This is a genomic window from Myxococcales bacterium (assembly GCA_012517325.1).
Classification (GTDB): Bacteria; Lernaellota; Lernaellaia; order Lernaellales; family Lernaellaceae; genus JAAYVF01.
On the sequence record JAAYVF010000064.1, the window covers coordinates 1 to 14,223 of the forward strand.

A 14,223-nucleotide genomic window follows, 5' to 3' on the forward strand; every position below is an offset into this window, starting at 1 on the left:
AGGGGCAGCTGCCCCTCCAGGACGCAGACCAGCAACCTCATCCGCTGTAACTCCTTGGGAGTCATCGAAATCATGTCCTTCTTCATGGGGGACATAATCGCTAAGCAGTTACAGGGGACAAAGTCGCTAAGCTAATACACTGGAAAGTCAAACACTTGCCTCATGTCTTGAATACTGTCAGGAAAGCAAGTTTACGCACCTCAATCTGGAATGTATTGTACTGACGGTATGCGTCGATGATTCCTCTTGCGAATCGCGCACCGAGTGCATTAATGAGTGTCTCAATACCAACTATCTATAAAATGAGAAAGCTAGGCTCTTTCAGAGTGGCTTCCCGATCACATTTGGGCGACGAAGTTGAATAATTGGATTCCTCCGGATGGTACAATCGTAACAGCGCAATCTTGTCCATGAAATCAATTCATGAAGAGGAGTGAGGCAATGAAAACCGAATCGATAGGCTATCTCGCGCTCAGTATCGCTCTTTGTTTCATGCGCTCTAGCTTGCGATGAAGAGTCAGATGATCATAGCGATAATTCGTCTGAACCACAACCGGAACCAAGCGCTACCTGCCAAGAAGATTGTTCGAATTATCTGGAAGTGCTGGCGGAGTGCGACCTGGAAAGTCCGACTCTCGCATCCTGTCTCGGCGATTGTCAGAAAAACGTTTACACGCATCTCAATCTTGAATGCATCATTGAAAGTTGCGAAACATCCGAATGTGAATTTCGCGCCGATTGCATTGAAGTGTGTTTCAATACCGGTTATGCGTGAAACGAAACATTCGATTCCAATGTGACAAGAAAAAATTAAATAAAATGAAAAAGGCCGTCGATTCCATCATGCCGATTCGATAATATTGGTATCGTCTTCAGCGAGGGCAAATCGATGCACATCATCCTGACCGGCCACCGGCGGGTGGGCAAAACGACCCTGTGTCGCCGGTTGACCGACGAATTGCGGCGTGTCGGCTACCGGATCGGCGGGGTGCTGACCGAAACCCAGGCCGACGAGAAGGGCCGCACGCTGGTCGTTCACGACCTCGCCGCGGGCAGCAGCGCGCCGCTGGCCAGCACGTTGTGGGGCGGCCCGGGCCAGACGCAAGGGCCGTTCACCTTCAGTGACGACGCGCTCTACAAGGCGATCAAGGCGATCGGCCTGGGGATGAGCGCCGACTTGCTGGTCATCGACGAGATCGGCCCGCTGGAAATGAAACGTCAGGGATTCTTCCCGATCCTGCACATCGTCCGGCGGTCGCGCAACAGTTTGCTGGTCGTGCGCCCGGAACTGGCGGAGCAGGCGAAGGCCTGGCTGCGGCTCGGCGACGATTGCGAGACGGTGGTGGTCACTTACGAGAACCGCGAGCAGCTTTTTCCCGACTTGTTGAACCGCTTGAATCTGGCCCTCAAGGTGGAACGGCTCAATTAATCCGGCAGCAGATCGCAGAACTGGAAACGATCGTCGCGCAACACTTTCTCGCCGCGGCGCACCGGGATCGGCCGGGAAAAAATCGGTCCCGCGAAAACGAAGGTGTGAAACTCGCCGTTTTCGCCACAGGGGTCGACGGTCGGGGGCAGTTCGGCCAGCAACGAGCGGTCGTAGAGGCGGCCGGCGAATTCGCCCGCCAGCGCTTGCGTATCGACGCAGGTGAGATAAGCGCGGAAGCCCAGGTCGATGAACTCCTCCGCCAGTCGGACGGTATTGCGCGCCCACAGCGGCGACAGCGCCTTCATGCCGATTTGCGCCAGGTTGTTCTCGCGATACCGGCGAATGTCCTCGAGAAACAAATCGCCGAAGGCCACGCTGTCGATGCCTTGGTTTTTCAATTCGGTGGTGGCCGCCCGCAGGCGGGTTTCGTATTCCTCGTTCGAACAGGGCGCCGGAAGGCGAACGGGCAGCAGCGGGATGCCCAGGTTTTCGCTTTGCTTGATCAGCAGCGTTTCGCGCACGCCGTGCATGCTGATCCGATCGTACCCTTCGGTGATCGTGGTCAACAGCGCGACTACTTCGTAATTCTTGCGGCGCAACTCGTACAACGCCAGGGCGCTGTCCTTGCCCCCGCTCCACGCCAGGGCGATTTTTTCCGCCATCGCCGTCTTCCCCTCTGTCTCCCCGACTCCCCGACTACCCGGACCAGCGAATCGTGAACGAACGCGATGAATCCTCGGCGGCCGATCAGCGAATCAGTTGGCGTACGCGGCAGGGCGAACCCTTTTCGACGACATCCGCCAGCAGCGAGCAATGAATCCCGTTCACGGCCAGACAGGCGGCGTGTTGCGCTTGACCCGAATCGGAAAACGAGCAGGTGAACGAACAAAACAGGTCGGGCCGAGCGCCGTTTTCGGCGGCGGCTTGCAGGCGGGCGCGCAACAATTCGATTGGCCGGCCGGTAATCATGGGCGCACCTTACGCTCAGTCAAAAAGATCGGCAAGCGGTGAGGAAAGAGCCTTAATTCGGGCGCGGTTGATCCAGGGTTTCGCGGACTTTTTTCGTCAGCGACTCGATGGTGAACGGTTTGGGTAAAAAATTGACCGACTCGTCCAGCACCCCTTGCTCGGCGATGATTTTTTCGGTGTACCCCGACATGAAAAGCACCCGCAGGTCGGGCCGCAACTGGCGCAATTGCTCGTACAGTTCCTTGCCGTTCATGTTCGGCATGATGATATCGGTCAGCAGCAAATCGATTTTTTCACCGTGCTTTTTACACAACAGGAACGCCTCGCCGCCGTTGCGGGCCTCCAGGATCTTGTAGCCGTGCATCGACAAAACGGTCTTGGCCAGGCTGCGCACCATGTTTTCGTCTTCGGCGATCAGAATGGTCTCGTGGCCGGTCGGCGGCTTGTCGCGAACCGGACGTTCCTCGCCGGTCGGCGCGCTTTCGACGCGCGGCAGATAGATTTTGAAGGTCGAGCCCATCCCCGGTTCGGAATAAACGCTGATCGAACCGCCGTTCTGTTTGACGATCCCGTAAACGGTGGCCAGACCCAGGCCGGTGCCGTTTTCCTTGGTGGTGAAAAACGGCTCGAAGATGCGCTTTTTCGTTTCCTCGTCCATGCCGTGCCCGGTGTCATGGATGGACAGCATGATGTAACGCCCGGGCTCGATGTCGGGGTGCAAGTGCCCGAATTGAATGTCCAGGTCGATGTTGGTGGTTTCGATCGCCAATTGGCCGCCGGACGGCATGGCGTCCCGCGCGTTGACGACCAGGTTGACCAGGATCTGGTCCACCTGGTGCGGATCGATCTTCACTTGCGCCAAATCCGGACCGGCGACAAAGCGAAGTTCGATGTCCTCGCCGATAATGCGGCCCAGCATGCGTTGTGAATTGGCGACCAGTTCGTTGAGGTCGACCAGCCGTGGAATGATGATCTGTTTGCGGCTGAACGCCAGCAATTGCTGGGTCAGACTGGCGGCATGTTCGCCCGCGCGGCGGATTTCGGCGACGTGTTCCAGCAGCGGATCTTCCTGCTGCAGCGACAGCTGGAGAATCTCGGTATATCCCAGAATGCCGGTCAGAATGTTGTTGAAGTCGTGGGCTACGCCGCCCGCCAGCCGGCCGATGGCTTCCATCTTCTGCGAATGCCGCAGTTGCTCTTCCAATTTGGTTCGTTCGGTTTCAGCCTGGCGGCGGGAAGTGATGTCGCGCGCCGACGTGGTCACCGCGGCGACTTTGCCATCCGGATTGATTTCCGGAATGAGGATCCAGTCCACCCAGGTGCCGTTCGGAAAGGAAAACTCAAAGCGGTAAGGCGCCGCTGTCGCCACGACTTTTTGTATGGCCTCGGTCCACATTTGCTTGAGCGGAGTCGGCAGCGAAAGGTCCTCGATCCGGACCCCGAAAAGGTCCGCCGTCGGCAATCCCGCAAGCCGCTCCACCGCTTCATTGGCGTAGAGAATGCGCTGCTGTGTGTCGAAGCGCAGCACCGCGTCCGGGGAATTTTCGGCGAGCGCCCGGAATTTTCCCTCGCTTTCGCTCAGGGCGGCGATGGAGCGCTTCAAATCGGCGATATCGCGGACGATCGCCAGCAAAAAACGCTGACCGGCCAATTCGATGCCGCTGAGGGAAACTTCCGCCGGGAAGATCATCCCGTCGAGCCGCTGAAACAGCCACTCGAAAGTCTGCGGCCGCCACTGCAGCGCCAGTTGAATCTTTTCCTCGCATTTTTCCGCCGATTCCATCCCGTCCGGTTGCCGGAGCGGCGAAAAATGATCGATGGTCTTGCCGATCAAATCCTCTTTGGCGCCGCCGAACATTTCCATTGTTTTGGAATTGCACTCGACGAAATGCTTGCCGTGCAGCAGGAAAATGGCGTCGTGGGCCATTTCAAAAAGAGTGCGGTACCGCAATTCGTTTTCGTGCAAGGCGGCCTGATGGCGGCGGATATCGGTAATGTCGCGGATCGATTCGATGGCCCCGATGATATTCCCTTGCGCGTCGAACAGAGCGCGGGCCAAGGCCCAAAGATGGCGATCGCCGGCCCCCAACGCCGGGGCGACCACCTCGGCGATCCGCGTATCCTTTTCCCGCGTGAGGAAGGTGTATTTGGTTTCGATTTGCGGGTCGTCTTTCAACAACAGGTCGATGAGGATCGGCTGCGCTTTACCGTAAAAGGGAATCGCGTAGCAGTAATCGCCTTTGCCCAGCACTTGTTCCGGCGGGATGCCGGTCATTTCCACCATCGCCTTGTTCCAGGCGATGACCTTGCCCGCGGTGTCGATCGCGAAAGTCGCATCCGGCAGGAAATTGATCAGGTCGGCCTGTTGCCGCTCGGCGTTGCGAATCGCCGTCTCGACCGACTTTTGCCGTTCGATGTCACGGACCACCGCCAACACCCGCGGCACGCCGCCGATTTCCGTCAGCTTGAGCGAGACTTCCATCCAGAAACGGCGGCCGGCTTTATCTTGCGCCAGCCATTCAAAACATTGCGGCCCTTCGGTGATCGCTTTACGGATCCAGTTTTGGGAATCAGCCGCCGAAAAAGGCGGCGGCAAGTTGACGATGCGGTCCATCGAAAGCCGGCCTTTTTCCTCCGGGGAAATGCCGTAGAGCTCGACAACCCGCTGATTGAAATCGACGATATCCCCGGTTTCGACCTCGTGGATGAAAATGGCGTCGTTGACCGCGTTGAAAATCGCCTCGTAATTGGCCCGCGACTGTTTCAACTCGCGCTCGGCTTGAATGCGTTCCGTCTCGTCCCGGGCGACGGAAATGTAGCCGATCACCTCGCCTTCCCGAACGAGGGGGAATTTGGTCGTCGAGGTGATCCGCTGCCTGCCGTCGCCGGCGGTGAATTCATAAAAGGAGAGGGCGAGATTCGGGTCAGCGATAAACCGGTTGACGTTCTCAACGGCGGCGCTGGTCATTTCCTCGCTGAGTACGCCGAAGGAGTCGGCCAGATCCTTGATGTTCCGGCCGATCAATTCCTCGCGTCGGCAGCTCAGGTGTTTTTCAACGGATGGGGTGACATCAAGGATGACCAACTCTTTCGAGACGATAAAGATGACCTCGGAGCCGTACTCATTGTACAGACGCAGATGGTCTTCGGATTCGGTCGACGGTCGCCGAATGGCTTCGGTGAGGCGGCCCGGTTCCTGGTTGGATAGGGATCCGCCGTTTCCGTCCGGATTTTTTTTCAAGTCAGTCATGGTCGCGAACCCCAAAACCCCTTATCGGCGAATGCAAATATTTTTCTGTCCCGCATTTCTCGTGCGATTTCTGCTTTGTTAAACCGGTTATCGGATGATTTTCGATGGACCTGGAATATTAAGATCATTCAAACGGTGGATTTTTTCAAAAAATATGGCAGTACGGGGAGAAAAAGAAAACCGCGTCCACCGAAGCGGACGCGGCATGAGATTCGGCACGAATGGATTTTGGCTCAGGCAGGCGCGCCCTGGTATTGAGCGCTACCGAATCCCAGAATCGGGATGAAAATGAACGGCAGGAAGATCAAACCGGCCGCGAACCCGCCGCCTTTGCCGAAAGCCTTGGCCAACGCCAGGTTGAGAATGATGGCGATGATGAAATTCACGATCGGAATGAGCAGCAAAATGAACCACCAGACGGGTTTACCGACGATTTCCAGCAACACGATGATGTTATAAATCGGAATGAGGCAGGCCCACCCGGGTTTTCCCGCTTTGGTGAATACCTTCCAGCAACCGGCGATAATGAAAACGACCACCGCTAAATAGACGATCGCGACCAGAAATTCCATCGTGTCCTCCTTGGTTCATTTTTTTTAGAGTTCGAATCGATTGTACGTAATCTTAAAATCACATTACAAGGAAATTATCGGCGCCCGGTCGAAAAAGTTGAGAAAGTCGTGGGTCCCATGGTTGATTTTTCGCTGGACAGTCCGGAAGGACGTTATTTTGCGGCCGATTTTCACCCGTCTCCCGGCCGGGGGAGCGAAGGCACATCCAAGCGAATACCCCGCAGCTGCAGACTATTGGTCACCACCGAAACCGAACTCATCGCCATCGCGGCCGCAGCGAACATCGGTTGCAGTTGGATCCCGAAAAACGGGTAGAGAATCCCGGCGGCGATCGGAATGCCGATGACGTTGTAGAAAAACGCCCAAAACAGGTTCTGCTTGATGGTCCGCACCGTCCGCCGGCTGAGCGCGATCGCCCGCTCGACCCCGCTCAGCGAACCGTGCATCAGGGTGATGTCGCCCGATTCCATCGCGACGTCCGTGCCCGAACCCAGGGCGATACCGACATCGGCCGCCGCGAGTGCCGGCGCATCGTTGATGCCGTCGCCGACCATCGCCACTACCTGGCCGTCCTGCTGCAACTCACGGATCTTGTCGGCTTTTTGGCCAGGCAAAACTTCGGCCAGAACATGGTCGATCCCGGCCGACCGGGCGATGGCCTCGGCGGTGCGGCGGTTGTCACCGGTGATCATCCAGACAGCGAGGCCCATTTTTTGCAGCGCCTCGACGGCCTGCCGGGCGTCGGGCTTGAGGGTGTCGGCGACCGCCAGCAGTCCCAGAACCTGCCGCTCGTCGGCCAGAATCATCGGGGTTTTGCCCTGCGCGGCAAGCGCGGCGTATTGCGCCGCCGCTTCGTCAGGAAGGGCGAACTGCTCGGCGATGAAGGCTTCGTTGCCAAGGAAATAACGGCGGCTGTCCCACCCGGCGCGAATGCCGCGACCGGGCAGTACCTCGAACTGTTCCGCCTTTGGCACCGTCAATCCGGTCTCGCGCGCTGCGTCGAGGATCGCCAGACTCAGCGGATGCTCACTCGGCTTTTCCGCGCCGGCCGCGATCGCCAGCACCTCCTCGCGCGACCGTCCGCCCAGCGGTAAAACGTCGGTCAGCGAGGGTTCGCCGCGCGTCAGCGTGCCGGTCTTGTCGAAAACGACGGCCGTCAGGCGGTGCGCCTGTTCGAGCGCCGGCCCGCCCTTGATCAGAATGCCGTACTCGGCGCCCTTGCCGGTGCCGACCATGATCGCGGTCGGCGTCGCCAGGCCCATGGCGCAGGGGCAGGCGATGATCAGCACCGCGACGAAACTCAGCAGAGCGCGGGTCAACGCCGGTTCGGGGCCGAGGGAATACCAGACGAGAAAGGTCAACCCGGCCAAGGACATGACGATCGGCACGAAGACCCCGGCGATCCGGTCGGCTAGGCGTTGGATCGGCGCTTTGCTGCCCTGGGCTTCCTGGACGATGCGCACGATTTGCGCCAGCACCGTGTCGCGGCCCACTTTTTCGGCGCGGAAGCGGAAACTGCCGTTTTTATTGAGCGTGCCGCCGAACACCGCGCTGCCCGGTGTCTTGTCCACGGGCAGGCTTTCGCCGGTCAGCATCGATTCGTCCACCGCGCTGGCGCCGTCGAGCACCGTGCCGTCGACCGGCAGGCGCTCGCCCGGGCGGATGACGATCGTCTCGCCGGCGACGACGTCCTCGATCGGCGTCTCGATTTCCTCTCCTTGCCGCAAGACGCGGGCTGTCTTGGGCGAGAAGCCGATCAGCTTTTTGATCGCCGCGCCGGTCCGGCCCTTGGCGCGGGCTTCGAGCAGCCGGCCGAGTAATATCAAAGTGATGATCATCGCGGCGGTCTCGTAGTAAACCGGCGGCATACCTTCCTGCAGCGCGGCGAACAGCGACGGGCGGAACGTGGCGATCGCGCTGTAGGCAAACGCGGCGGTAGTGCCCACGGAGACGAGGGTGTTCATGTCGGCCGACCAGTGCCGCAGGGCGATCAGGGCGCCGCGATGGAATTGCCAGCCGACGTACAGATAAACGGGCAGGGCCAGGAGAAATTCCAGGTAATGCATGGCTTGCGGCGACACGGCCAGCAACATGGACAGGTGATCCCGGAAATGTGCCGCCATCAATACGGTGGTCAGCACCACACCGATCGCCAGCTTGCGCTTGAGGTCAGTCAATTCGCGGTTGCGGATGGCTTCGAGCGGGTCGGCGACTTCCGCCGGGCCGGTTTCCAGGACGCGATAATCGCCCGCCGCCGCCACGGCTTTCTTGAGATCGCCCAAACCGGCCAGATTCGGCAGAAATTCGATCGTCGCTTCCGAGGTCGCCAGGTTGACCGCCGCCTTCACCACGCCGGGAACGGCCGCGAGCGCTTTTTCGATCCGCGCCACGCAACCCGCGCAGTGGATGCCCGCGATCGGCAAGCGGGCGCTGGCGGTCGCCACCCGATAGCCGGAGTTTTCGACCGTTTTCACCAGATCCGCGAGCGAGGCGTGGTCGGGTTGGCAGTTCACCGTGGCTTGTTGCGTCGCGTAATTGACCACCGCGGTGGTCACCCCCGGGGCCGCCGCCAGGCCTTTCTCGACCTTGAGCGCGCAAGCCGCGCAATGCATGCCCGCGATCGGCAACTCCAGGCGCGTGACGCCTTCCGGGTCGGTTTTCGTAACCATGGAGAAAGAGTGATGATATTTTTATGAATGTCAAGGATTGGTCCTGCCATCATCCCGGTTTCTCGATTGAAAGTGGCATACCGGAAGGCGAAAATCACCTCAAACGAGTTTGAAAAACGTTGGTGGCCGGTAAGACAACTTTTCGTGGCGTGACTATTCCCGCAGCCAAGCCGCGGAAAAAACGGCCCAGGTGATTTTCTTGTAGGGCAGAAACGGGATCGGGCCGTTCTCGTAAAGGCAGCCGAGGCGGCCGTCGGGCAAGATCGACAACGCGGAATAAGCCGACGGCCCGGGGTGCAGTAACTTGGAAGCGGCCCAGGTTTCGCCGCCGTCCTCGCTCAGCCGGACGGTCAGATCGTGGCGCAGGATTTCAACTTCCCCCACCGGGTTGGAAAAGAGCAATCCGTACGGCGTTTGCAGCAGGCTGCCCTGGCATGAGGGGTCGGGCAGGGCATCGTCGTAGGTCGTCGCCGACCAGGTCAGGCCCTCGTCGTCGCTGCGGGCGATCTGGCGGCGGTGTTCGGCGGACAGATCCCGCATGTTGATGATCAGGCTGCCGTCGTCTAGTTCGGCTACCTGCGACTCGTCGGTGTCCGGGCCGAGGATGCCGCCGATCCGCCAATCAAGGCCGTCGTCGCTGTAAAGGATGTGTGAATGCGACTCGCCGCCCGTCGTGCGGTGGTTGCCGGGCACCACGAACCGGCCGCTCCGCAACTGGATGCTGCGGCCCGGCCCGGTCGCGTTCCAGGTCCAATCGTTCTGTCGCGTCATTTCGGTGATTTCAATCGGCGCGGCCCAGGTTTCGCCGTCGTCCTCGCTGGAGGTGATGAATACCCGACGGTTGTTCATGTCGTGTGCCGGGTTGGTGCAATAAGGCAGCCAAATAGTGCCGGTGTCGCGGTCGACGACCGGGGCCGGATTGCCGGCCGTGTCGAGGTCGTTGTCGATGACGACCTGGAGCGCCGTCCACGTCAGTCCGTCGTCGAAACTCCGTTTCAGCACGATGTCGATGTTGCCGTCGTCCAGGATGCTGTCGCGCCCTTCGCAGAAGGCGAGCAGCGTGCCCTGGGTCGTTTCGATCACCGACGGGATGCGGAAAACCGGGTAGCCGTCGACGTGGTTGACGTACAGATCCTGCTCGGCGAAGTACACGTCGTCGTTGTCGTCGTCGTTATCATTATCGTTATCGTTGTCGTCGTCATCGTCGTCGTCGCTTTCGCCGGTGTCGTCATCGCCGGCGTCGTTATCGTCGTCGGCATTGTCCTCGGCATCGGTGCAGGCCCACCCGAACACCACCAAACCGCCGATCAGGCAAAGCAGCAACCAACGAAAACCAGGCGAATGCATGGGATTTTTCTCCCTCGTCGGAATGACGCTGACGGTTGTCAGCGTACTATCATCCGCCGGGAGAAAAAATCCCTCGTTTTGTTAGTTGTTGGTTAATCCGCCGGTCCTCCCGCGGTTGAAAACGCGTCAATCCACGGTTACATGCACTGCATGGCGTGGCCGGTGCGCATGTCGGCGGTGTATTCCTCGATGTGTTTCACCAGATGACGCGCCTCGGCGACGTGCTCGTCGCGGATGACGGCGCAGGTCTCGTCGTCCGGCGGCGCGGCTCCGCATTGAGCCTGGTAGTTCTCCATCGTTTGGCGCAATTCGCTTTCGTGTTCGATCAGGTGTTCGATGTCGCCGTCGTCCCAAGGACAGCACTGGCCGTCGACCATCCCGCCATGACCGTCCTCACCGGGACAATCCGCCGGCAGTTTGGATCTGGCGTCGGCCAGCAAGTTCATTTGTTCGTCCATCCGGTCGCAATAGGTCGAAACGTCCGCGAGCGGATCGGCCGACGTTGCCTCGCCGTGTTGAACGATCAAGGCATCCGAATCGGCGAGGGTTTGCTCGTACTCGTCCATAGCGTCGGTTTGGCCGACAACGGCGGCGGAGGAATCGTCGTCATCGTCGTTTTGCATACAGTTGGCCAAAGCGAGCGCAAGCAGGATGGTTGCGGTAAAAATCGACAACGGAAACCGTTTCATTTTTTACTCCTTGGGTTTGAAATGGCCATTGAGGCCCATTTTCGCCAGAGCTTAAGCTTTCGATCGCGGTTTATGGCGAATCTCGGGGATTTCACGGAGGATTTGCCGAAATTCCTGAGCCGGCCGATCGGGGGATTCACGGCTGGATTTCAGGCGGCGATCCGCGATTCCCGGCGTTCTTCCTGAATGATTCTTCATTCAGTATGAAAAGTTGACTTTTCGCCGGAAGGTGTCGATAATCCAAGCGCGATCGTTAATGCAGGGTCCGGATAACGAGAGTGTAGGATGTCCAACGTCAGGCATGTTCGTACGTCAGCGACGCAGTATTACTTCACCGCGTTCGACTATCAGCAGATCGTCGCCAAGATGCGCGAGGAATTCGCGCGGGTGGCCGACAAGGTCATCGGCCGCGACCTGATCATCATGCAGTTCGCCTGCGCGCTGTTGACCCGCCAGCACTTGATGTTGCTGGGCCGCACGGGCATCGCCAAATCCTTGCTGGCCAACGAATTGTTTGAAATCTTCAAGGCTTCCGGCGCGAAAACCTTCAGCATCAAGGCCTCGGTGGAGGACACCAAGGACAATTATTTCGGCCCGATCGACATCCCCCGTTACCGCGACGAGGGCGTCAAGGTGCGGCGGACACGCGGCTCGGTCCTCGAGGCCGATTTCGCGTTCCTCGACGAGTTGTTCGACACCAACGAGCAAATCCTGCGCGACATCATGTTGCTGCTTTCCGACCGGATGCTGTTCGAGGGCAGCGAGCGCTACCATGCCCGGCTGCACACCTGCATGGCCGCCTCCAATTACCTGCGCCTCAACGAGGTGACCGAGGCCGTGGTCGACCGCTTCGCCTACCGCAGCGTCATCGCCTCGGAATCCGACGCCTTCACGCAGTACCGCATCGACCGGTCGTTCATGGGCATGCAGGGCAAGGGGCGCGGGCCGATGAAGCCGATTTCCCGCGACGAGATCGACTACCTGTCGCGCGTCGTCTGCGGCGAGGTCGGCGACATCAACATCGAGGTCAGCGACGAGGTCCTGTACCTGAAAAACATCATCCTGCGCTACTTCATCGACCGCATGAAGAAGGCGAAGGGCGGCTACTACATCAGCCCGCGCCGCCAGGCGTTGGTCATCAACCACCTGCGCGCCTGGGCGCTGCTCGACGGCCGGACGAAGGTCGAGGAAAAAGACCTGCCGCAGATGAACATGATGTTGTGCATGGTCGGCGCCGACGACGAGGAAGAGAAGATCTTCGCCAAGACGGCGGAAGAGACGATCCGCTATCTGCACAGCGACGAGACCTTCCGCAAGCAGCTCGTGCTGCTGACCACCGTGCTCAACGTGATCGAGATTCTCAAGGCCAACCCGAAGCGCGCCGAGACGATCAACCTCGAAGCGCTGGGCGTCGTGCCGCCGCAGAAGGGCTGGAAGGAAGAACTGGCCGCGAAACTGACGCGCCAGGACGACCTGTCGGTGACGGTCGAGCAGTTGCGCAAGATCCTGGCCGACCTCAAGCCGGCCAACCTGTACATCCAGGAGTTGGCCGACGGTTGCCACAAGCAACTGCGCGAGTTGTCGGCGCTGCACCTTTCCGGTGACGGCGCCACGTTCTGGAAACGCTGACACCGGCGATTGCAACGCCGCGAGGAGAAAACGATGCCGCCGCGGTCCGCTTTGGCGCCGTCGATCGGTGCTTGACGCCGGGCGATCCTCCGTGTTAGCAAAGTCGCGTTTTAGTTGAACCGAATGGAGTTGAGGAATCGACTTGCTCGGATGGTTGCGCCGCTGGAGAAAACCCAAGACCGATTCGCCCGCCCCGACGAATACGACACCGGACGCCGCATCGCCGCCCGTGAAACCGTCGCCGCCCCGCGCCCCTCAACCGGCCGCGCCGGCGATTCCGGCGAGCGAGCCCCTGATCATTCCGCGCCCGGAACACACGCTCAGCCGCCGCGACATCAGCGTCAACACGCTCAAGGTGATGGGCCGGCTGATCCAGCACGGCTACAAGGCGTATCTTGTCGGCGGCGGCATCCGCGACGTGCTGATCCACAAACGGCCGAAGGATTTCGACGTCGTCACCGACGCCAAGCCGGAGCAGGTGCGGGCGCTGTTCCGCAACAGCCGGCTGATCGGCCGCCGCTTCCGCCTGGTGCACGTCTTTTTCCGCGACGGTGAGATCATCGAGGTTTCCACCTTCCGGCGGGGCGTCGATTTCGACGTCGAGAGCGACGGTCCGGTGCAGGAGGAAAACACCTTCGGGACGCCGGCCGAGGACGCGCACCGGCGCGACCTGACGATCAACGCCCTCTACTACGACCTGCAGAACTTCGCCATCTACGATTACGTCGGCGGCATGGCCGATCTGAAAAACGGGGTCATCCGCGTGATCGGCGACCCGGTGACGCGGTTCCACGAGGACCCGATCCGGATGATGCGCGCCGTGCGCCACAGCGCGGGAACGGGCTTCGCCATCGAACCACGAACCCGCGAGGCGATCCGCGAATGCGCGGCGGAAATCGCCAAGGTCAACCCGTCGCGGCGGCGCGACGAATTTTTGCGCGAGCTGGTCGAGGGGCGCAGCCGGAAGAGCCTGGAAATCATGCTCGACCTGGGCCTGCTCGGCCGGATCATGCCGACGATCCGCCGGGTGTTCGGCGACGACGGCGGCCGGCCCGAGGTGCGTGAGCATTTCTTCCGCAACCTCGCCGCGGTGGACGAGGCGATCGCGCGGGGCAAGGAAGTGCCGTTCCCGGTGATCCTCGCCGCGCTGATGTCGCCGCTGGTGGCGGCGCAGAATTTCCCCGCCCAGGTCGAAGATCCGCGGCGCCTGCGCGGCTTCCTGTCCGCCGCCGTCCGGAGCTTCGTCAAGCCGATTCTGGCCGAGATCGGCGTCAGCAAGGCCAACGCCGAAGCCGCCGCGCTGCTGTTGGCCGGGCAATCGCAACTCGAACGCGCCATTTCGTACGGGCCACAGATACCCAAGCACATCCTGCGCAAATCCTATTTCGTGCCCGGTTTGATGCTCTACCAGATCGAACGGCGGCACACCGGCGAACGCTTGCCCAAGCCGCTTTTTCAAGCTGGGCTGGATCAGAACGCCTTGTTGTTCGTCGAAGCCTCGCCGAATAAAAAACGCCGGCGCCCGCACCGGAGCCGCAATCGCACCGCGCGCGCCAAGACCGGAACGCCGGAAACGCCGGCCGCCGCGCCCGCCGAACAACCGCCGAAAAATCAGCCGCCGGCTTCGCCGCCGGACGATTCCCTGCGGTTCAAGCACTCCGAGTAGACG

The 14,223-nt window shown here is 60.2% G+C and carries 10 protein-coding genes; 3 read left to right on the forward strand and 7 right to left on the reverse strand.

From position 1 onward, the window contains the following. Positions 1 to 889: 889 nt before the first annotated feature. Positions 890 to 1,429 (forward strand): AAA family ATPase, encoded by a 540-nt coding sequence (locus GX444_11385; GenBank protein ID NLH49190.1) that lies wholly within the window; start codon positions 890 to 892, stop codon positions 1,427 to 1,429. On the opposite strand, the gene GX444_11390 is transcribed toward GX444_11385, so the two are convergent. The 7 genes from GX444_11390 to GX444_11420 all read right to left on the reverse strand — a co-directional run bounded on the left by GX444_11390 (position 1,426) and on the right by GX444_11420 (position 10,925). Next, positions 1,426 to 2,091, reverse strand: a complete 666-nt coding sequence (locus GX444_11390) for a diphthine--ammonia ligase (GenBank protein ID NLH49191.1) — start codon at positions 2,089 to 2,091, stop codon at positions 1,426 to 1,428. The two genes, GX444_11385 and GX444_11390, sit on opposite strands and share 4 nt — an antisense overlap. 85 nt (positions 2,092 to 2,176) lie before the next feature. Continuing rightward, the gene (locus tag GX444_11395) at positions 2,177 to 2,398 is read right to left on the reverse strand and encodes a hypothetical protein (protein ID NLH49192.1); all 222 of its coding nucleotides are present in this window, start codon (positions 2,396 to 2,398) and stop codon (positions 2,177 to 2,179) included. A 52-nt stretch (positions 2,399 to 2,450) separates the two neighbouring features. Further along, positions 2,451 to 5,648, reverse strand: a complete 3,198-nt coding sequence (locus GX444_11400) for a PAS domain S-box protein (GenBank protein ID NLH49193.1) — start codon at positions 5,646 to 5,648, stop codon at positions 2,451 to 2,453. Between the two features lie 233 nt (positions 5,649 to 5,881). After that, positions 5,882 to 6,220, reverse strand: coding sequence for a signal peptidase I (locus GX444_11405; GenBank protein ID NLH49194.1), 339 nt, complete (start codon positions 6,218 to 6,220; stop codon positions 5,882 to 5,884). A 170-nt stretch (positions 6,221 to 6,390) separates the two neighbouring features. After that, positions 6,391 to 8,889, reverse strand: a complete 2,499-nt coding sequence (locus GX444_11410) for a copper-translocating P-type ATPase (protein ID NLH49195.1) — start codon at positions 8,887 to 8,889, stop codon at positions 6,391 to 6,393. Positions 8,890 to 9,042: 153 nt separating this feature from the next. Next, positions 9,043 to 10,236, reverse strand: coding sequence for an exo-alpha-sialidase (locus GX444_11415; protein NLH49196.1), 1,194 nt, complete (start codon positions 10,234 to 10,236; stop codon positions 9,043 to 9,045). 137 nt (positions 10,237 to 10,373) lie between these two features. Next, entirely contained in the window at positions 10,374 to 10,925 is a 552-nt protein-coding gene (locus GX444_11420) for a hypothetical protein (GenBank protein NLH49197.1), read from the reverse strand. A 285-nt stretch (positions 10,926 to 11,210) separates the two neighbouring features. Here GX444_11420 and GX444_11425 point away from each other — a divergent pair, with 285 nt between their 5' ends. Continuing rightward, positions 11,211 to 12,554: an AAA family ATPase gene (locus tag GX444_11425; GenBank protein NLH49198.1), complete on the forward strand. Its 1,344-nt coding sequence runs from the start codon at positions 11,211 to 11,213 to the stop codon at positions 12,552 to 12,554. A 142-nt stretch (positions 12,555 to 12,696) separates the two neighbouring features. Next, entirely contained in the window at positions 12,697 to 14,220 is a 1,524-nt protein-coding gene (gene pcnB, locus GX444_11430) for a polynucleotide adenylyltransferase PcnB (protein ID NLH49199.1), read from the forward strand. Positions 14,221 to 14,223: the final 3 nt, after the last annotated feature.